Annotated in this window: 19 protein-coding genes; 13 read left to right on the top strand and 6 right to left on the bottom strand. The window is 43.9% G+C overall.

The annotated features are described in order from the left end of the window. Positions 1-180 precede the first annotated feature (180 nt). Positions 181-1,473 carry an ATP-binding protein gene (locus BGX12_RS00955; RefSeq protein ID WP_109734214.1) on the top strand — a complete coding sequence of 431 codons (1,293 nt, stop codon included), beginning with the start codon at positions 181-183 and terminating at the stop codon, positions 1,471-1,473. A 65-nt stretch (positions 1,474-1,538) separates the two neighbouring features. On the opposite strand, the gene BGX12_RS00950 is transcribed toward BGX12_RS00955, so the two are convergent. Both BGX12_RS00950 and BGX12_RS00945 read right to left on the bottom strand, forming a co-directional pair. After that, positions 1,539-2,801 carry an ATP-binding protein gene (locus BGX12_RS00950; protein ID WP_109734213.1) on the bottom strand — a complete coding sequence of 421 codons (1,263 nt, stop codon included), beginning with the start codon at positions 2,799-2,801 and terminating at the stop codon, positions 1,539-1,541. A 91-nt stretch (positions 2,802-2,892) separates the two neighbouring features. After that, entirely contained in the window at positions 2,893-3,324 is a 432-nt protein-coding gene (locus BGX12_RS00945; protein ID WP_073234790.1) for a DUF1810 domain-containing protein, read from the bottom strand. A 64-nt stretch (positions 3,325-3,388) separates the two neighbouring features. Here BGX12_RS00945 and BGX12_RS00940 point away from each other — a divergent pair, with 64 nt between their 5' ends. The 3 genes from BGX12_RS00940 (at position 3,389) to BGX12_RS00930 (ending at position 8,588) form a co-directional block, all read left to right on the top strand. Then, positions 3,389-3,985, top strand: a complete 597-nt coding sequence (locus tag BGX12_RS00940) for a hypothetical protein (protein WP_139260135.1) — start codon at positions 3,389-3,391, stop codon at positions 3,983-3,985. Positions 3,986-4,319: 334 nt separating this feature from the next. Further along, positions 4,320-7,229 (top strand): DNA methyltransferase, encoded by a 2,910-nt coding sequence (locus BGX12_RS00935; RefSeq protein ID WP_109734264.1) that lies wholly within the window; start codon positions 4,320-4,322, stop codon positions 7,227-7,229. A gap of 117 nt (positions 7,230-7,346) precedes the next feature. Beyond that, positions 7,347-8,588, top strand: coding sequence for an ATP-binding protein (locus BGX12_RS00930; RefSeq protein WP_109734212.1), 1,242 nt, complete (start codon positions 7,347-7,349; stop codon positions 8,586-8,588). A 105-nt stretch (positions 8,589-8,693) separates the two neighbouring features. On the opposite strand, the gene BGX12_RS00925 is transcribed toward BGX12_RS00930, so the two are convergent. Further along, on the bottom strand, positions 8,694-8,981 hold the full coding sequence (locus tag BGX12_RS00925) for a nucleotidyltransferase family protein (protein WP_109734211.1): 288 nt from the start codon (positions 8,979-8,981) through the stop codon (positions 8,694-8,696). A 521-nt stretch (positions 8,982-9,502) separates the two neighbouring features. Beyond that, on the bottom strand, positions 9,503-9,922 hold the full coding sequence (locus tag BGX12_RS00920; protein WP_111361615.1) for a hypothetical protein: 420 nt from the start codon (positions 9,920-9,922) through the stop codon (positions 9,503-9,505). Between the two features lie 231 nt (positions 9,923-10,153). On the opposite strand from BGX12_RS00920, the gene BGX12_RS00915 reads away from it, so the two are divergent. From BGX12_RS00915 to BGX12_RS15405, 3 genes are all read left to right on the top strand, one after another. After that, positions 10,154-11,476 (top strand): ATP-binding protein, encoded by a 1,323-nt coding sequence (locus tag BGX12_RS00915; protein ID WP_109734209.1) that lies wholly within the window; start codon positions 10,154-10,156, stop codon positions 11,474-11,476. 73 nt (positions 11,477-11,549) lie between these two features. After that, on the top strand, positions 11,550-12,221 hold the full coding sequence (locus BGX12_RS00910; protein ID WP_146196208.1) for a hypothetical protein: 672 nt from the start codon (positions 11,550-11,552) through the stop codon (positions 12,219-12,221). 147 nt (positions 12,222-12,368) lie between these two features. Beyond that, complete coding sequence (locus BGX12_RS15405) at positions 12,369-12,542, top strand: hypothetical protein (protein WP_158278126.1); 174 nt, start codon at positions 12,369-12,371, stop codon at positions 12,540-12,542. 221 nt (positions 12,543-12,763) lie between these two features. Here the strand turns inward: BGX12_RS15405 and BGX12_RS00905 are convergent, their stop codons facing one another. Next, positions 12,764-13,183 (bottom strand): HI0074 family nucleotidyltransferase substrate-binding subunit, encoded by a 420-nt coding sequence (locus tag BGX12_RS00905; RefSeq protein WP_109734207.1) that lies wholly within the window; start codon positions 13,181-13,183, stop codon positions 12,764-12,766. Beyond that, entirely contained in the window at positions 13,170-13,457 is a 288-nt protein-coding gene (locus BGX12_RS00900; protein WP_109734206.1) for a nucleotidyltransferase family protein, read from the bottom strand. The genes BGX12_RS00905 and BGX12_RS00900 overlap by 14 nt, the downstream gene beginning before the upstream one ends. A gap of 350 nt (positions 13,458-13,807) precedes the next feature. Here BGX12_RS00900 and BGX12_RS00895 point away from each other — a divergent pair, with 350 nt between their 5' ends. From BGX12_RS00895 to BGX12_RS00865, 6 genes are all read left to right on the top strand, one after another. Continuing rightward, positions 13,808-14,314 carry a zinc-ribbon domain-containing protein gene (locus BGX12_RS00895; RefSeq protein WP_109734205.1) on the top strand — a complete coding sequence of 169 codons (507 nt, stop codon included), beginning with the start codon at positions 13,808-13,810 and terminating at the stop codon, positions 14,312-14,314. A 56-nt stretch (positions 14,315-14,370) separates the two neighbouring features. Beyond that, positions 14,371-15,189 carry a DUF805 domain-containing protein gene (locus BGX12_RS00890; protein ID WP_109734204.1) on the top strand — a complete coding sequence of 273 codons (819 nt, stop codon included), beginning with the start codon at positions 14,371-14,373 and terminating at the stop codon, positions 15,187-15,189. Then, positions 15,176-15,856, top strand: coding sequence for a hypothetical protein (locus BGX12_RS00885; protein WP_109734203.1), 681 nt, complete (start codon positions 15,176-15,178; stop codon positions 15,854-15,856). The genes BGX12_RS00890 and BGX12_RS00885 overlap by 14 nt, the downstream gene beginning before the upstream one ends. Positions 15,857-16,810: 954 nt before the next feature. Further along, positions 16,811-18,091: a tryptophan synthase subunit beta gene (trpB, locus tag BGX12_RS00875; protein WP_109734201.1), complete on the top strand. Its 1,281-nt coding sequence runs from the start codon at positions 16,811-16,813 to the stop codon at positions 18,089-18,091. 112 nt (positions 18,092-18,203) lie between these two features. Further along, positions 18,204-18,953: a tryptophan synthase subunit alpha gene (trpA, locus tag BGX12_RS00870; RefSeq protein WP_255416849.1), complete on the top strand. Its 750-nt coding sequence runs from the start codon at positions 18,204-18,206 to the stop codon at positions 18,951-18,953. A 284-nt stretch (positions 18,954-19,237) separates the two neighbouring features. Further along, positions 19,238-20,521 (top strand): chloride channel protein, encoded by a 1,284-nt coding sequence (locus BGX12_RS00865; RefSeq protein WP_370245135.1) that lies wholly within the window; start codon positions 19,238-19,240, stop codon positions 20,519-20,521. Positions 20,522-20,558 lie beyond the last annotated feature (37 nt).

Genomic DNA, 20,558 nt, shown 5'->3' with positions numbered 1-20,558 from the left:
AACAAAGTCAAGTAAATTTTCAGAAACGTCGTTTTTTAGGGCATTTCAATAGTTTTGCGCCCCTCAAAAGCGTCAAATTTTTTTGGGAACGGTCAACTACATTTCTAAAAAAACAACATTCAGGCGTTTTTATGTTAAAATCCACACAAAGTTCGGGTGTTTTTATGTATATTACAACACATGAAAAGACGAATTATTGAAAATCTAAAGCAATGGAAACATTCCGATAACCGAAAGCCTTTGATTTTGGATGGAGCCAGGCAAGTCGGAAAGACCTGGATTCTCCAGGAATTCGGGAAAAGCGAGTTTTCAAGTGTAGCCTATTTCAACTGCGACAGAAACACGCAGCTTGAAGAAATTTTCAAGAAAAATTTTGAAAAAGACATCGTCCTAAGGAATCTCGAGGCGTTGGCCGGCAAGCCGGTAACCGGAGACACCCTAATCATCTTTGATGAAATTCAGGAGACCCCTGTAGTCCTTACCGCCTTAAAGTATTTTCAGGAACAGTTACCTGAACTTTATATCGCATGCGCAGGTTCGCTGTTGGGTTTATCGCTACACTCGGGCACAGGCTTCCCCGTGGGGAAAGTTGACATTCTAAAAATTTTTCCCATGGATTTTGCCGAATTTGTCTTGGCCGTAAAAGGCGACAACTTCTACGACATTTTGACCAAGGACCCCCTAGACAAGCTTGAAACATTTCACGAGACATTTGTTGAACTTTTGCGCCAGTACTATTTTGTAGGGGGCATGCCCGAGGCGGTGCAAGCCTTCGCAAACGGAAAGAGCATCGCAGATATCAGAACAATCCAGAATGCAATCCTCTATTCGTACAACAAGGATATTTCTAAGCACGCCGAAACCAAGGACATCCAGCGAATCCACCAGGTCTGGAATTCTATTCCACAACAGCTTGCCAAGGAAAACAAGAAGTTTGTCTATGGGGCAATAAGGACTGGCGCGCGAGCAAAGGAGTTTGAATCCGCCATTCAGTGGCTGCTGGATGCGGGTATCGTTTACAAGGTGAACCGAATCCGTAAAGCGGGAATTCCACTGAAGTTCTACGAAGATGCCGAAGCGTTCAAGCTGTTCTTTTTGGACTGCGGCTTGATGGGCGCTTTTTCAGATACCCCGCCAGAAGACATTCTAATCGGCAGCAAGATTTTCGAGGAATACAAAGGAGCCTTCACAGAACTGTTCGTTCTACAGCAATTCAAGGCCACCTTGGAAGCTACGCCATTCTATTTCAGCGCCGACGATTCCAAGCAGGAACTGGACTTTATCTTGCAAATGAACGGCAAGCTTGTTCCCATCGAGGTCAAGGCAGAAGAAAATCTGCGAGCAAAGTCATTGCGACAGTTCGTCCTGGAACACGAAGGTATCAAGGGAATACGAATTTCCATGTCCAAGTATCGTGAACAAGACTGGATGACGAACATTCCCCTTTATGCCGCCGGTAGATTCTCCTACTGAAAACTTTTTCCAAATTAAGCAAAAGTTTTCAGTAGGAATTTCAATTTACTAAAGAGCGTTCCATTCTAGGAATGCTCTTTTTTGTATTGCAACCACACGTTGTAGGCTGCTTGTGCTTCTGCCAAAGTCATTGCCTTAGGCATCACTTCCAGAGAATCCATAGTCAAGAAATCCTTGAGCATGATATGCCTTACCGTACTTGAGGAATAATCAACATCATCGTTTGTGATAATGATTTTCTGGAAATCACCTTCGACGCCATTGAATGCATTAAATTCCCTAGCATAAGCCTTTTCTTCGGCAACGCTGTAGGCAACCTGTATTAGGTAATTTTTGTTTCCCTTTTGTGCAAGGAAATCAATTTCTTTCCCCTTGTTATTGTACACAAATAATTCGTAGCCCATATAGACAAGTTCATTATAGACAATGTTTTCCAGATTGTGGGTAATGTCATAACGACCCGAGGAGGCATGGATAGAATTGAGGGCAACGTCTTCGTTGTAGATTTTTTCGTAGAATGAAAGTTCCCGTTTGACCTTAGTGGAAAATTGCGGCAATCCGCAAATGACGTAAGCTTCCTTTAAGTAGGCAATGTATTTCATGATTGTATTGACAGAACACTTGTCGTGTTCCTGTTTTACGTAATCACGAATAGCCTTGGCCGAGAAAATGCGGCTATTGGAACGCAGTATAAAAGTAACAAGGCTTTCAAAGAGCGCACGCTTTCTAATGCCGTAACGGTTTACCAGGTCATTAATGACAATGGTTTCCTTGAGGTCATTAAGATATAAATCCTGAGCCTCTTGATTTTTCATGTAGAATCGGTTTGGAAAGCCACCCCAGATTAGGTAATCGGAAATTGAAATCTTTTTCCTTTTCTCCTTGGCTATCTTCAAAATTTCCTTGTAAATAAAAGGACGAACCCTGAAGGAAACATAGCGACCGCTTAGTTCTTTGGTAAATTCACTAGAAAGCAGTTTTGAATTTGAACCTGTAATAAATACAGAACATTGATTCAGGCGCAAGGTCTTGCACGCAAGTTGCCATCCATCGATGGTTTGCACTTCATCAAGAAAGACATAGCAAAGCCCCCGCTTCTTCTTTTTCAAAACAAAATTGATTAAGTCATCGCCATTCTTTATATTCGGAACATTGACGACATTTTCAAAGTTAAGGTAAATTAGATTAGATGACTTAGTGGAAATCTCTTCCATGACCTGCATAAGAATCACGGACTTTCCGCAGCGGCGAATCCCAGTAATAATCTTGATTAAGTCGGATTTATAAAAATCACGAATCGGAACAATATACTTTTCTCTTGAAATCACCCTAAACCTCTACTGAAAACTTTTTCTAAAATATACAAAAGTTTTCAGTAGAAAAAATCAAATAAAACCAAAATCGGTTCAAAATCAATGATTATATAGAATCGCCTTTTAAACCAAGCAGATCCAAAGTTCTGGAGTCCTTTTCTCCCGAAAAGAATTTCTCAAGGACCTTGCCGAAGACTTCGATTTCGGGCGCCACTTCCATGAACAGAGTCATGCTCGATCTCAGTTTCAGATCGTCGGGATACCCCATGACTTCTGTTGCATTGTTATTTTCCAACGCCAGCAATGCCTCTGAAATTTCAACAAGGCGCATTCTTAAAACATCATCTGCAATGTAAGCCCTGGCCTCGTCCTTCGTCAATCCGTAGTATTTTGCCGTTGGGCTATATCCAAGTTCCTTCAGCTGAGGAAAGATATACCAAATCCAATGGCTTTCTTTGCTACCTGCCTTAATTTCATTCAGCGCGACTGGATAATCGGATTCCTGGGCGTCTTTAAACCTTTGCAAATCGAAACTCATATTGATAAATATACTCTATTTTTCAATGACTCTTGTAGGGCGAAGGGATTATATTTACAACCGTATGAAGAATAGAATTACTAAAGATCCTTTTGTCATCGCCTATGCCATGGTGATTGCGGTCTGTAGCGTAATTTGTCTTGTTGCGACTTTGAAAATTCATTCCTTGCCAGAACTTGGGTATGTAATCAACGACGACTTTTTGAAGTTGCTGGTCCAGTACGAAAATTACGAAATCATCCAGGATTCATCCGCAGTACTTGCAGTCACTTTTGGAATCGCTATTTGCATTTACATCGCCCTCAAATACAAGTTCCCAAGATTCGAAGAGAATCACAAAAAATGGAATCTGGCTTGCTCTCTCATTGTGTTTCCTGTTATAGGCTTTTTTGCATCTATCGCCCCTAACCTGGATTTTCCCACAAGGTTAAAGGCAGAACCTAGACTCCATAAAGAATTTGTCGTCGATAAGTATAAGTCCCATGGATCAAAAAGTGGAACCTCCTACCACTTGCTATTTAACAGCGGTTCCTCATTTATGGTGGGTTCAAAAAAATTTAACGCAGCATTTAACGGACAAGAATTCTATACGGTTTACCAGGGAAATACTTTAATCCAAATTTTTTCGCCTGATAGGTATCGATTAGCTGAAGACTACTAAGTTTTGGTTCAATGACGAGGAACCCGAAACCAGCATCCAATTCAAGATTTCAAAAAGCGCGATGTTTCACCTAAAAAGACAGTCTCAATAAATAACAAATTTTGACATTTAAAAGTATTTTCGGGAGAAACAATTCATTTAAAGGCGTGTTCTCTTATACCATATAAGGATTCTTTTTGAGCCTGGGGAAAACTAACATACAAAAACGATCAAAAAAAACGATTGACATATTTCGACAGACAAAGAACATATATTATGTCCCTGGTCCGACGAAGACGAGAACCGCACCGAACTGTAGGGAACAACTTGTTATTATATTTTCCGCATGGCTTCTATGAAGATTGATAAAACTGCGCACAAGGCGAACATCAAGCATTTTGTTGAACAGTGGTCCGACCCGACCAAGTACGACGAAAAACAGTATTCCCAGAGTTTTTGGAATGCGCTTTTGCGCGACGTCCTTTGCGTGGAACGCCCCGAAGAAGTCATTAGCTACGAGAGCCGCGTCAAGCTGAGCCATACCAGCTACATCGATGCCTACATTCCCTCCACGAAGATTTTGATTGAGCAGAAATCCGCCAAGCGTGATTTGCGAGAGAAAATCCCCCAGAGCGACGGTTCCGAGCTGACGCCATTCCAGCAGGCGAAGCGTTACGCGACACAGCTCCCCCGCAGTCTTTACCCTCGTTATGTGGTGACATGCAACTTCAAGAGTTTCCTGATTTACGATATGGAAACGCCCGACGGAGAACCCCAGGAAATTCTCCTGAAAGACTTGGAGAAGGAATGGAGCCGTCTGCAATTCCTTGTGCAGGAAGAGTCCAATGTGTTGCAAAAGGAACTGGAAGTTTCTATCAAGGCGGGAGAACTTGTCGGAAAAATTTATGACGCGTTCAAGGCGGAGTTTGCGAAGGTCCGCGGCGACGGCTCAACGCCTGGAGCCCTGACGGTCGAGGATTTGCACAGCCTAAATGTACTTTGCGTGCGACTAGTATTTTGCCTTTACGCCGAAGACGCGGGCATTTTCAACAAGGACCAGTTCTACCATTTTATGAAAAGCTTCCGCCCCGAAAATATGCGCGGCGGTTTGAAAGACCTTTTCAGGATTCTGGATACAAAGCTTTGCAATCGAGACCCGTTCCTTGAAGAAAAGTACAAGGCATTCCCCTACGTGAACGGCAACCTTTTTGCGGAACAGCCCGGCGAAGTCATCCCGACCATTACCGAAGCCACCGCCAACATCCTCCTGGATCAGGCGAGCCTTGGCTTTGACTGGTCCGAGATAAGCCCCACGATTTTCGGAGCTGTTTTCGAAAGCACCTTGAATCCGGAAACCCGTCGCAAGGGCGGTATGCATTACACAAGCATCGAGAATATCCACAAGGTTATCGATCCGCTTTTCCTGGATGCACGCAAGGCGGAACTCTCCGAAATCAAGAACGTAAAAAACACCAAGGAACGCAACACAAAGCTGCAGGAATTCCGCAAAAGCTTGGGCGAAGAAACTTTCTTTGACCCCGCCTGTGGCAGCGGCAACTTCTTGACCGAAACCTACATCAGCCTGCGAAATCTCGAAAACGAGGCACTGGCCGAACAGCACAATGGCGAGGCTGTCCTCGACGTGATGGGCGACGAAATCTTCGTGAACATCCACCAGTTCTATGGCATAGAAATCAACGACTTTGCGGCCACCGTTGCAAAGACCGCCCTGTGGATTGCCGAATGCCAGATGATGCAGAAGACTGCAGAAATTCTTCACCGCAATCTGGAATTCTTGCCGTTAAAAAGCTACGGGAACATCACCGTCGGAAATGCGTTGCAAATTGACTGGTCTTCGTTATGCGGGGGAGGAATCCCCCTCGCTCCAGCCGGCGAGCCGTCTTGCGCTACCCCCACTGCGGGGCCTCAGACGCCGGCCCCGCAACGCCCCGCTTTCGATTACATCATCGGGAATCCGCCGTTTGTGGGCGCAAGGTTGATGGCTCAAGGCAGTGAACAGAAAAAAGAAATTGAATCCCTGTTTGGCGATATAAAAGATGTGCAAGACTTGGACTATGTATGTGGATGGTATAAAAAGGCGGCTATGTTGATACAGGGAACTGATACTCAAGTTGCTTTTGTTTCTACAAATTCTATTTGTCAGGGCGCACAGGTTCCTGTTCTATGGAATGTTCTGTTAAACGAACTGAATGTCACAATCAATTTTGCATATCAGACTTTTAAATGGGAAAGCGAGTCTAACAAGGAAGCTGCTGTATTTTGTGTAATTGTTGGTTTTGGAGCAAAGGATTTACCGAATAAAAAATTATTTGACCCTATGACTGAGGGATCGTTCAAAATTGTAGATCATATCAGCCCATATTTGAAACCGGGAACAGACACTTTTGTTACTGCAAGAAACACTCCTTTGTGCGAAGTTCCCAAGATGTGTTTTGGAAATCAGCCCCGTGATGGTGGACATCTGATTTTAACTGAGGAAGAAAGAACTGAAATTCTCAAAAAAGAGCCAAATCTTGAAAAATACATCAAGGTTTATATGGGTTCCGAGGAATTTATCAACAACAAGAAGCGCTACTGCATCTGGTTGAAGAACTCTGAACCTGCAGACATTTTGAATAGCAAGATACTTGGCGAGAAAATTTCCGCTGTTCGTGAATTTAGACAATCTTCAAAAGCGAAAACCACGAATGGATATGCCAAGGTGCCTCATCTTTTTGCTCAGCTTACTCAACCCGATGACAAATCGTTCTTGATTGTTCCAAGCGTTTCTTCAGAACGCAGAACCTATGTCCCGATTGGATTCTGTGGGCCCGAAATCATTTCAAGTAACGCTGTTCAAATTATCCCTGATGCAACCCTTTTCCATTTCGGAGTTCTCACCAGTTCCGTACACATGGCTTGGATGCGAGCAGTTTGTGGACGATTAAAATCTGATTACCGCTACTCCAAGGATGTCGTCTACAACAACTTCCCATGGCCAAACGTTACGGACTCTCAGAAAGAAAGAATCGAGTGTGCGGCAAAATCAATTCTTGATGCTAGACAAAAACTACCGAACAACTCTCTTGCACAAATGTATGGTGAAAAAATGGTTGTTCTTACGGATTTGTGCAAAGCCCACCAGGCCAACGACGCCGCAGTCATGGCCGCCTACGGTTTCAACAAGAGCATGACCGAAACCGAAATCGTCGCCCAGCTCCTGAAAATGTACCAGCAGCTAGTTTCAGGCAATGCAGAAAATTAGCCTATTGAAAATTTCTACACAAATCCGCAATTTTTCGCAATAGGTTTAACATTTGCGTTTGTTTTTACTTATATTTAATGAGCAAAAACGTAAAAATCCGCAATTTTTCGCAATAGAATGATTATTGAGCGTAATTCATATATAGAAAGGCTACTCAGGCACAAGGAAAACAGCCTCATCAAGGTCATTACCGGTAGCAGACGCTCCGGCAAGTCTTTTCTGCTATTCAAGCTCTTTGTCCAAAGACTCAAGGAACAAGGCGTTGACGACGCTCACATCATAAAAATTGCCCTGGATGACCGTTCGAACAAGGAACTTCGAAATCCCGACACCATGCTCGATTTCGTCAAGAGCAAAATTGCAGATTCCAAGACCTACTATATTCTGCTGGACGAAATCCAATACCTGGATGAATTCGAAGATGTTTTAAACAGTTTTCTGCACATTGATAATGTGGACGTCTATGTCACGGGGAGCAATTCACACTTGCTTTCAAGCGATGTCATCACCACATTCCGTGGTCGCGGCGACGAAATCCACGTATTCCCGTTGAGTTTCAGCGAATTTTCAACGGCATACAAAGGCAGCGCCCTGGAGGCCTGGGACAGTTATGTTCTTTTCGGCGGCATGCCCTTGACCTTATCCTTTGAATCGCCCGAAGAAAAAGCGAATTACCTCAAGTCACTTTTCGATAAAATCTATGTGGCCGACATTCTTGAACGATACAAGGTTCGTAACGGGAGCGAACTGGATGAAATCCTGAATATCCTTTCGTCGTCTGTGGGATCCTTGACCAATCCAATCAAACTTTCTAAAACATTCAAGAGTCTCAAAAACAAGACCATCTCAGACAACACCATCCGCAAATACATATCTTACTTCGAGGACGCCTTTCTCATCAGCAAGGCGATTCGTTACGACATCAAGGGCAAGCGTTACATCAACACCCCGTCCAAGTACTACTTCGAAGATGTGGGGCTCCGAAACGCCCGCCTCGGTTTTAGGCAGGTAGAAGAAACCCACGTGATGGAAAACATCATCTATAACGAACTGAGATTCCGCGGGTACATGGTTGACGTAGGTATTGTAGAAATCAACACCCAGAACAACGGAAAAAACAGCAGAGTCCAGCTGGAAGTAGATTTTGTCACAACCCGGGGCGGCGAAAAATTGTACATACAGTCCGCATTGAATATTGACGATGCCGAAAAAAAGTTTCAGGAAAAGAGACCCCTCCTGAATACCCGCGACAGTTTCAAGAAGATCATCGTTGTCAAAGGGCAAATGACGCCCCGTTACGATAACGACGGCATCATGACCATGGGAATCATCAACTTCCTGTTAAACGATTCCATTTGATTCAAGAATCGTCGTCGAATTATTGAACCCCGGGAAAACTACAGCTTATTTTCTGCAGAGTTCTCTAACACAGAAATCTTGGATTCCAAGGTCGTCTTGAAATTTTCAAACTTCTGCATAGAGGCAAACTCCCTCACGTTCGATGTTCTGCTTCAGCTTTTGCGACACAATCGTTCCCATATCCACGACGTCGAAAGACAGGAGCGAATCAGCCTCATCTTCCAGCATGAACTGAAAATCGGAAACATTCTTGCCAGTTACGGCCAGGTCAACATCGCTACGTTCCCTATTGGTTCCGCGGGCGCGGGAACCAAACAGCACCACACGACTCAGTTCATACTTCTTTGCGAACTGAACGATCTGCTGCAGCAACTTATCGGAAATGTTAGCCATGCCTTTAATATAACAAATTGAATCGCAACATTGCATTTCCTATAAAGAATTTACCCAGCACTAAGCCTTGATCAACGGTCTGCTTATTCAGCATGTCTGACCGCGAATTCAATGATATCTATAGTCATTTTGGCTTTACTAAGGCGCCCAAAATTTGGCCCAAAAACGTTCAAGCCGAATGCAGCGAAAACAAATTCATTTGTTTTCATTGCTGAGGCGTAGAGCGGACGCCAAAGGCGTCCAAATTTGGCCCAGCGCCAAGGATTTTATTGAATTTTTCTAATTTTTTTCGCGCACAATCGTTTGCCAACCCTCATAAAATAAGGTATCTTAGCAAAGGAGATCTTATAGGGGTTCTTTTTAAACCAGGGGAATACTGATTGCGTTGGCAACCATATCAAGCGTGTTTAAAACTGGCATTATACTCAAAACCTCATCGTATATTTTTCTAATGAATAAAAAAAGAAGCCCCACCTGCGCATTTTGCAGATGGGACCTTATCAATCCATAAGAAAAAACAGTTACGATATAAGGCTTAAGGCGAAGTTCCTTATTACCTTGGAATGGTGTTCCACATAGGCCAAAGGGTCAGCCCTTATCTCATCGTCCTTCGGAACGTAGTCAATGAATCCCTCAGTGTAGAAGTGAACGTGGTCCAGTCTTCCGTTTTCCAGCCTCCTGAATTCCATGTTCATTGACTCAACATATTCCTTGTTTGATTGTATAAGTGATTCTAACGAAACTTTAAACCAAGAAAAACCTAACATTGGAAAAACAAGTGTACTAATAAAATTCGAAATAATGTCAGAAATATTAGAGAAAAAATCCCTTTCTATTCTACATCCAATATTCTTTACTATTCTTGATGCCTGTGCGCATATTTGGTCTGGAGACTTATAGTCGCTTACATATATAGTGTCATAATTCATCTTGATTATCATTTCATATAATCTAGAAAAACACGCTATAATAAAAATTAGGATCCTGTTCTAGGAGTTTCTTCCTATGATCATCTTCTGTCAGCCTCAATCTTATAGGGGCATCTTATAGGGGCTCTTTTTGAACCTGGGGAAAAGCAAAATCTACAACCAAAAAGCGTTATTTTCGCATTATTCATATAAAAAACGCAGTAACATTTGCAAAATTCATAGGAAAAATGTATTTTCAGTACTATGAAGAGATCCATCAGCAATCAACTTTTAGATTGGAAAAACAAAACTAAGCGAAAGCCACTGGTAATAACCGGGGCCAGACAGTGCGGAAAGACTTACGCAATCAAGGAATTTGGTGCGCAGGAATTTGCAAATTTCGCCTACATCAATTTTGAAGGCAACGAAGCCCTGAAATCCATTTTCGATTACGATCTGGATGTCAACCGCATCGTTCGCGAGCTAACCCTTTATTCCGGTCAAAAAATCGAAGTGGGCAAAACCCTGCTTTTCTTTGATGAAATTCAGGCGTGTCCCAAGGCAATCACCAGCCTAAAATACTTCTGCGAAAACATGCCGGAACTCCATGTGATTGCCGCGGGTTCACTTCTCGGCGTCGTCATCCGGCAACAAGAAATTTCATTCCCCGTGGGCAAGGTGGAACGCCTGCAGATGTTCCCCATGAGTTTCGAGGAATTCGTCATGGCTAGCGAAAACGGCGAGACTCTTTTGCAGGCGGTCAAGTCCACTGAAGCTTTTGAACCGCTACGAACTGTTTTCGCAGAGCCTCTCGAAAAGTTGTTGCGCTACTATTATATTGTTGGAGGGATGCCCGAAGCTGTAGCCACCTTTTTTGAAACTCACGACTTTGAAGCCGTCAGCCAGGTTCTTTCCAACATCCTGAAGGATTACAGCGACGACTTTTCAAAGCACGCCCCCATTCACGACGTTCCAAAGCTACACCTGATTTGGGATTCCGTGCCAAAGCAGCTTGCAAAGGACAACAACAAGTTTGTCTTCTCCCATGTCAAGGCGGGCAAGCGAGCCGCAGATCTAGAAGACGCTTTGCAATGGCTTTTCAGCGCAGGTCTGCTGCATAAGCTCGAGTGCGTTACCAACGCGGAACTCCCGCTTTCAAACAGCGCAGAAGGATCGATCTTCAAAGTCTATATGAGCGATGTAGGTTTGCTTCGCGTAAAATCCGGTCTGGACCCGCAGACAATCCTTAACGAGACTCCTCTTTACGCAACCTTCAAGGGCGCGCTTACAGAAAACTTTGTTCTAAACGAACTTCTAAAGCAAAACTTCTATCCTTATTTCTGGCGTTCAGAAAACACCGCCGAACTTGACTTTCTCCTTGAGGTCAGGAACGAATTGATTCCTATCGAAGTCAAAGCAGAAAAGCACACTAAAGCCAAAAGTTACAACCAGTTCTGCAAAAAATTCAAGCCGAAAAAAGGTTTAAAACTTTCCATGAAAAATGCGGGAACCGCTAGTGTCGAAGAAACCGAAACCTTGATGTTGCCGCTTTACGAAGGTTTTAGGGTGAAGGAGTTTGTCTTATAAGGGTTCTTTTTGAACCAGGGGAAAACAAGTAAACTTTGCAAAACCAGAAAAGGGCAATTCCATTTTGCGAAAAATGAAAAATTTGATATTCAGATTGCATAGACTTTTGGGTTCCATGGTATTTCTGTGCGCAAAGTTTGCTTTTGCGGATGCTCCTAAAGAAAGCTTTATGGGGGATAAGGAAAATCTTCCGGCAATAATTCTTGTTGGCGGAGGCTATTCCACAAGCGGACGAAGTGAAATCAATGGCTTGACGATCTCTGGATTCTCTCCGTTTGAAACGAATCGCATTTCCTTTGAATATGCACCCCAACTTGATTTTAAATCTGATTCTCGCGTGTCTTTTGGGAGCTTATCAGCACTAGTTATTTTGGGCTTAGGTTTGAATGCGGTGAATGTTAGTGATTCAAATTCCGTGTTTGGAAAAATTTGTGTAGGTGGATTGTGGCTTTCTTCCGGTTCTACACTTTTCAATCTGTTCGGAAATAATGTCCTAGGTTTGTCTATTATGGAATCCCATGCTTTTGAATGGTGGTTTTATAAAGATAACGATAAGAATGTCCATTTTGGAGAAGTTGGCTATACCGAGGAACTTGGGATAAGGGCGAATTTGGGGCTTGTCTATATTGGCGGGGGAGCGCAATTCGAAGTGACAAATCGGGCTGCTAAACAGGGCTTTTTTATAAAGGTAAATCTGCTTACGATTTTCTTTGAACGTGCTCCGCAGAATGTTGAAGGAGACTGATTCTAGGAATCAGTCTCGTTAGAGTCAAATTCAGCCGGCTCAAACAAATGGTAAGATGAAGAAAACTCCCCTTCTTACTCCCTGATAACGGACATTACGATTTTTTTAATGTGTATATCCAATTATCGAATATACGCATTTTTGGCTATGTTCCTAATCGATACCTTGATGATTTATCTTATAGGGGTTCTTTTTGAACCAGGGGAAAGAAAATACCGTTCATGTGCGAGAAATGGCGTTTACCAGCATGTTCGTGAGCAAAAAAGTCATACTTTTCATAAAAACCAACAACAAAAGTATGATTTTTCACAAACAAATTAACTCAACTATCATCCATTTTCGTTTAACAGGTCATACTTTTCCTGAAATACTGAACGAAAAATACTACCCATAACACATAAACATACATAACCTGAGCCCCGCACCTCCCTCTTTGCCCCCTTATAGGCGTGATTGGTAATACTTTCCTCCCCAAAGCAACACAAAAGTTCGACTTTTTAGTCAATTCATCTTACAGAAACTCGTTTCGAAACCGGGGAAAACTACAGCTTATTTTCGGCAGAGTTCTCTAGCACAGAAATCTTGGATTCCAAGATCGTCTTGAAGTTATCAAACAAGTTAATATAACTTGAATAGACGCGGTCCAAAACCGCATTAAATGCATCTTCGTCGTAAATGTGCGTTGCAGAATTGCGATCCTTCAACATCTGAAGCCACACCGATTCATCATTCAGGAATCCATACTTAAATCCTGCACGAAGAATTTCTCGAGGAGATCCATTCTCGGCCTCCTCGATTCCATGGGTTCGCATCAACTCTTGAAGAGTTTTCCAGGCCAACTCAAAAGCCAAACCAAACTGGCCTATTACACCAGTTCTATAAATCTCATCCGCCAAAGCCTTTGCCTTTTCAGACTTTTTCAGAACTTCGAAGCAATTCTTGAAATTTTCAAACTTCTGCATAGAGGCAAACCCCCTCACGTTCGATGTTCTGCTTCAGCTTTTGCGATATAATCGATTCCATATCCACAACGTCAAAAGACAGGAGCGAATCAGCCTCATCTTCCAGCATGAACTGAAAATCGGAAACGTTCTTGCCTGTTACGGCCAGGTCAACGTCGCTACGATCCCTATTGGTTCCGCGGGCGCGGGAGCCAAACAGCACCACACGACTCAGTTCACACTTCTTTGCGAACTGAACGATTTGCTGCAGCAATTTATCGGAAACATTGACCATGCCTTTAATATAATAAATTGAATCGCAACATTGTATTTCTTTTAAACCGAAGGCGTTCAAATCTGGCCCAAGGCCAAGGATTTTATTGAGTTCTTGACATCTTAGCAAAGGATATCTTATAGGGGTTCTTTTTGAACCCGGTGAAAATACTAAATAAAACGGCTCGGAATTGATCTAACCGCATTTACCCGATAGTCAGAATGTTATTTGAAACTTTTTTGTTTTTAAACAACGGTTTTTTAGGATGAAAGCTTTTTTTTCATTTTTTCCTTTGAAATTTTAAAAAAAACTTGACATTGGTTTTTTTTTTTTACATTTGACATTGAAGTTTATTTTCTGGATTTAATGTTATGTTCTGTTCTAAATGTGATGCGCCCGTTCAAGATGATGCTGCATTTTGCACATCTTGTGGTAATTCGTTAAAACAAACAACATCTGACGCCGTTGCTTCTCCCAATAGTCTGGGGGACGAATTAACGAATACGGAAACTTCCCTGAAAGAGCAAAAAACGGCTATGTGGTTGTGCTTTTGGTGTGGAGCCATTGGCGTTCACGATTTTTATGCGGGAAATGTTGCCAAGGGCATTGCGAAGGCAGCTCTTTACGTGTTTAGCATGCTGGTCTTTGATTTTGGCTTATTGGGATTGAATGCTTGGGTAATTGTTGATTCTTATGAATTGAAATCAGGAACTTATGCAGACAAATGGGGAAAAGCCTTATACCCTAATGCATCAGAAGTGTTTAAGCAGCGTTTGTTCATATTCACGTGCGCATTTTTCATTGTGTCGAGTTTATTTGCGATAGCATGTATGATCGACGATGGGGCGTTTTTCGTCTGGCACGATTATGGATTGTAGCATGTCTTACGAAATCTAGTCACATTTAGCAGTCAAGTTTGTCAACAGGAGAAAATATGAAAAGATGTAGAAATTGCGGCCAAGCACATGAAGATGCCGATGTGAAATTTTGTAAGGCGTGTGGAAAACCGTTTGCAAATTCTGCTGCGACAGGTGATGTCCAGGCAAGTCCGCTATTGGCTTATGAATCAAGTGACATGTCCGCTTTCTCATGTTATATTGATGCATTCAAAAAATATGTCAAGTTTAGTGGGCGAGCAACCCGCAAACAGTTTTGGACGTTCGTTCTGTTCAACGCCCTTATAGTTTTTGCTATTCTGATTATGTCAGGTATTTTCTATGGGCTGGCAGAATCGCTGTACTCATCAAGAAACATTACCCTTTCGACGGCCAAGACTCTTGTAAGAATCTCTGATATTTTTGATGTTTTGTATTATCTTTTCGCACTTGCAACTATTATTCCTCATTTGGCTCTCACCTGGCGTCGTATGCACGATATCAATAGGAGCGGTGCGTGGTATTTTATAATCCTAGTGCCAATTGTTGGCATATTTTGGTTCATTTATTTGTGTTGTCAACGTGGAGATGATGAAGAAAATGATTTCGGCGTTCCTTTTCACCAGGAAGATAATTCTTTTGAACAATCTACCGCAACTTATATACCGAACTCAACAGTCAATGCCGTAAAAACAAATTCTTCAAAATGTGCAAAGATTGTACGAGTGTTAGAAGATCGAGTTTCTATTGGTGCCAACGACGGGTCTTTTTTCGATATTAACATCAAGGAACTTGATTTTCAGCCTGTTGTTGGCGACGTTGTCTATGTATTCAAAAATGGCGATGCCAAAATCGTTACAAAGAATGAATTGTTTTAGTTTTGTACGTAATCTATTTTTCTTATTAATCGTCACCCTTGCTTTATCTGCTTGCGGTGGCGATTTTCGCGATGTAGTTGCTAAAAGATATGCAGATGCATGGGAGAAGTGCTTTTCGGGAACTTTATCAGCTTGCTTAGACGGCGCCCAGCTTGAGCAAGAAATATATTCAATGTCTAAGGATGATCAGGCCGCCATTATGGCATCTGCCCGAAAATATATGGAAAGGAAAAAAGATGAATCGTTGTTCGGTCAATCTGATGATTTTAAGAATCTTTCAGAAGCAACTAAAGAAAATACAGATAATGAAGGTGTACCTGAAGCACTACTTAATACTGAAAAGCAAGTATCTGATAGAATTTATAAAAATAAAGATGTTTATACACCAATACCAACACCAACTAATGATGTTGTACAAAATAAAGAAGTGGAAGAATGTTTAACGTCATTGAATTTGAATTTATCGGAAAATAGCGAATTGATAAATGCTTTGGCTGAAAAGAATGATAGAGTTAGAATGGCTAGAGATAGATGGGAACGAGGTGGTGAAAGTCAATATAAAATAGATATTGATAACAAAACTTTATCTAATATGAATGAAAATTTAAAACGTATATGTGATAACACTAAAGGAGAAACCGAAATTGGGTTCAATTTTAATTCATAGTCTCATAGCGATTCTTCCTAAAGTTTTTTCTAAGCTTAACTTAAATTCTATATTCCTTTTCATTGTCCTATTAATTGTCCTATTAATTATCCTATACTCTATTTTAGCACATATCCTAGTCAAACCTACTAACTTTCTTGCCAAAATTCTAATAGGTGATGAGCTAAAAAACGAGCCTTTTATATCAATCAATAATAGACATATCCTTACATATTTCACCCCCTTCATCCTTTTAGGCACCGTCTTTCTTATGTTACTTGTCGTCTATGTATATCTTATTTTTTTCATTTCAAAATCTTTCAAAGACCTATATAAATTCATTGCTTTCGAAAATATCAAAGACTTTAAACTATCAATTAACCCTAAAGACGTAATTAACCCTAAAGACTGGTGGTACAGCCAAAGTTCCGAAGAATCAATTAACCCTAAAGACGTAATTAACCCTAAAGACCTATAGAGACTCTTTTTGAACCTGGGGGAACTACAGCTTACCTCCAGCAAATTTTCCCTATAATTCCTCCCCATTCCCTTGCCAATTTTTTGTGATATTCATAAATTTTAAACATGAAGATGATTAACGTGCTTTGCGAAAACTTTGACGGCCGATGGTGGCGCGGGCTCTAACATAGAGTCTGGTTTTTGCAAGTATAGTTGATCAAGGCAAAAGGCTTCCAGACTCCCTGGAGGCTTTTATTTTTCCCCAAAGACATTTAGAATCCTCCAGGTAATCCAGGGCCTGCGCCTAAAAAAGCTATTTTTACGGCGTTTAAAACAAAATGTCATTTTGAGAGTTGCGCGCCCGCGAGTTGATGATTCTAGATCCTTCGCTACGGCTTCGCCTCCACTCAGGATGACACTCTGAGGAATGAACTTCAGCAGTTCCGCTCAGGGTGACACTCAGAGGAAAAATGCATCAGCAGTTTTTCTCTGAACGACAGCATAGAGGAACCACATATGGCAAAATCTCTGGTAGAATCAGATAACGGCTTTTTCGACAAGTTCGGCGGCAAGTATGTAGCCGAAATCATCCGTCGCCCTCTGGACGATCTTGAAGAAGCCTTCAACAAGTACATCAAGGATCCGGAATTCCTGGAAGAATTGCGAATTATCCAGCGCGACTACATCGGCCGCGAAACTCCGCTGTACTATGCCCCTACCGCAACAGAACTTCTGGGCGGCGCACAGATCTACATCAAGCTGGAAGGTCTTGCAAACACAGGCGCCCACAAGATTAACAACGCCATCGGTCAGTGCCTCTTGGCAAAGAAGATGGGCAAGACCCGTATTATCGCAGAAACTGGCGCTGGCCAGCATGGTCTCGCCACTGCAGCCGCTTGTGCAAAGCTTGGTCTTGAATGTATCGTTTACATGGGCGAAGTGGATGTTCGTCGTCAGCAGCCCAACGTTGCCACCATGGAGCTTTACGGCGCCAAGGTGGTGCCTGTCACCAGCGGTAGCCGCACCTTGAAGGACGCGGTGAACGAAGCCATGCGCGACTGGGCAACCAACTTCGCTACCACCCACTACGTTCTGGGTTCCGCTCTCGGCCCCGCACCGTTCCCCGATATCGTCCGTACTTTCCAGAGCATCATCGGTGAAGAAGTAAAGCGCCAGGCTGCAGAACGCAACATCGACATTGCAGCCATCGTGGCTTGCGTAGGCGGTGGTTCCAACTCCATCGGCGTGTTCACCCCGTTTATCGAAAATCCGAACGTTCGTCTTATCGGCGCAGAAGCCGGTGGCGTAGGCCCGAAGCTGGGCGAAAACGCAGCCCGCATGGTGGGCAATGCCGCCAAGGTGGGCATCGTTCAGGGTTACAAGAGCAAGTTCCTGGTAGATGACGACGGTCAGTCTCAGCCCACACGCTCCATTTCCGCAGGTCTCGACTACATGGGCATTGGCCCGCAGCTTGCAGCCCTCGGCGAATGTGGCCGCGTGGAATTCACCAGCATTCTGGACAAGGAAGCATTGGAAGCCGTGAACTTCTTCGCCAAGAACGAAGGCATTCTCTTTGCTCTTGAAAGTTCCCACGCCGGTGCCGCCGCCATGAAGATCGCCAAGGAATTCCCCAAGGACAAGGCCATCATCATCAACATGAGTGGCCGCGGCGACAAGGACATCTTCATCACGAGCCCTGTGTTCCGCCCCGAAAAGTGGAAGGAATTCCTGGCAGCTGAACTGAAGCGCCTTGAAAACAACGAGGACATCCACGACGCAGAGATTATGAATAAATAGGGTGTAGGGTACAGGGTATAGGGTACAGAATTTTCACTAGCCCCTAGACCCTAGCCCCTGACCCCTAATAATTCTATAAACACGAGATTTTTTTAATCAAAACGATATTGATATGCAAACTAAAGCTCCGATAACTTTAATGTCCCATTTGATCGCCGGTTTTCCCGACGGTGAAACTTCTATTGCCATCGCAGACGCTCTCGTTAAGGGTGGTGCTTCCATTCTGGAAATTCAGTTGGCCTTTAGCGACCCCAGCGCCGACGGTCCCGCTATTCAGACCGCTTCTACCGTAGCTTTGGAAAAAGGCTACTCCACCAAGCAGGGTCTTGAAATCGTGAAGAAGATTCACGACATGCATCCGGACACCCCCATCTACATCATGACTTACGGCTCCCTGGCATTTACTCCGGGCGTTGAAAACTTCGTGAAGATGTGCAAGGACGCAGGCGTTAGCGCATGCATCATTCCGGACCTTCCCTTCGATAACGACGAAGGTCTCACCGCCGCTTGCGCCAAGTACGGCATGGATAACATTCCGGTGGCAGCCCCCAGCATGACCAAGGCTCGCCTCGAAGAAATGGCATCCAAGAGTTTCAAGTACATCTACGCCGCACTTCGCGCAGGTACTACCGGCTCCCAGACGGTCATCGACCAGGCAACTCTCGACTTCCTGGACACCGTGGGCAAGGGCGGCGCAAAGGTGCTTGGCGGTTTCGGTATTCGTACCGGCGAACAGTCCAAGGTTCTCTGTAAGCACGTGCATGCAGTTGTCGCAGGTTCCGTTTTCGTGAACATCATGCTGAAGGACCCGAAGGACACCGCAGGCGTGGAAGCCAAGGCCCGCGAACTGAGCGGTCTGTAATTGAGCGGACTTTAAACCATTCGGTCTGCAATAGGGCGGTCTTTAACAAGCGCTTCGCAAACCTTGCGAAAAGTCATTGCGAGGAGCGCTCGTAACGAGGCAATCTAAGCAAATTTAAAAGTTCAGCGGAAACCCCGTTGGACTTTTTCATTTTCTACATTTTCCTCCGAAAAAACAAAAAAGAGTTTAGCATGGATTTTAATAAATACAATCAGTTTAAGGAACAGTTCGCCGGCATGTCTCCCGAGATGAAGGAGCAGATGATGAAGATGGCGAAAGAACAGATGAAGGCCCGCGTAGGCGGATTTTTCAAGAAGTGGTTCGCCATTCCCGTACTAACCATCGTGGCAGCCGCCATGGGTGCAGCCATCGGTGCGTTGATGGCTTTCTTTGGCCAGGTACTGCTAGCTGTTGGCGGGCTCCGTGATGCAAATCCGCTGTATTTTATTCCGGCACTTGCTTTGGCTGGTGCAGGCATAGTACTGCTGTATAAGAAGTTTGGCAAGGGAGCAGAACGTGGCATGGGTCTTGTTTTTGCAGTAGGCCAGGGCAAGGAAAACAACATTCCCCTCCGCTTGATTCCCTTGGTTGCCGTAACCACATGGGTGACTCATTTGTTCGGCGGTAGTGCCGGCCGTGAAGGTGTCGCAGTACAAATTGGAGCCACCCTCGGTCACAACATCAGCAAAAAGTTCCCCTTCGAAAATGCCAGTCATATTTTGCTGGTGGCAGGCATGGCCGCAGGCTTTAGCGGACTTTTCCAGATTCCTCTGGCGGCAACCGCATTCGCTCTGGAAGTCCTGATTGTTGGTCACATGGATTTGATAGCCTTGCTTCCGGCTGTTGTAGCGGCATTTGCAGCTTGCAAGGTCTCCAATATGCTGGGTCTTGAAAAATTTAGCGTAGACCTGAACGATTTACTTGGTGCAAACGGCAACCTGGATGTAGCAGGGCTCTTTATGAATGACGGAGCCTTGGACATGAACTTTATTGTAAAACTTGCGCTGATTGGTATTCTCTTTGGCATTGTGGGCGGAGGTTTCGCAAAGCTGTTGAGCCTGGCCAAGAATTTCTTCGCCAAGAAATTTCCCAACCCCATCAAGCGCATCGCCATCATGGGCGTTTCGCTTTCCGCGATTTTCTTGCTTCTTTGGCAGGGCCGTTATTCCGGCCTGGGCACCAACTTGATCGACCTTAGCTTCATTGGAACAGACGGAGTCGCCGCCGGCATCCACAATTATGACTGGATTTTGAAAGTAGTGCTGACGATTCTCACTTTGGCAGCAGGCTTCCAGGGCGGTGAAGTAACCCCGTTGTTCAGCATTGGCGCAACCCTCGGTGCAGTGGCTGCAGCAACCTTTGGCCTCCCCTTCCCGTTGGCTGCAGCACTTGGTTATGCAGCCGTATTCGGAAGTGCCACCAACACCTTGTGGGCCCCCATTTTGATTGGTTGCGAAGTTTTTGGTTTTGACACTTTGCCGGTATTCTTTGTGACTTGCGTTGCAGCCTACGTTTGCAATGGTGGCCAAAGCATTTACAACCAGAAGAAATTGAAACTGAAGTTTTAAGCTGATGCCGAAACAAGTTCGGCATGACGCACTGTGG

Source organism: Fibrobacter sp. UWR4, assembly GCF_003149045.1.
Taxonomy (GTDB): Bacteria; Fibrobacterota; Fibrobacteria; order Fibrobacterales; family Fibrobacteraceae; genus Fibrobacter.
This window is presented reverse-complemented; position numbering and strand designations above follow the sequence as displayed.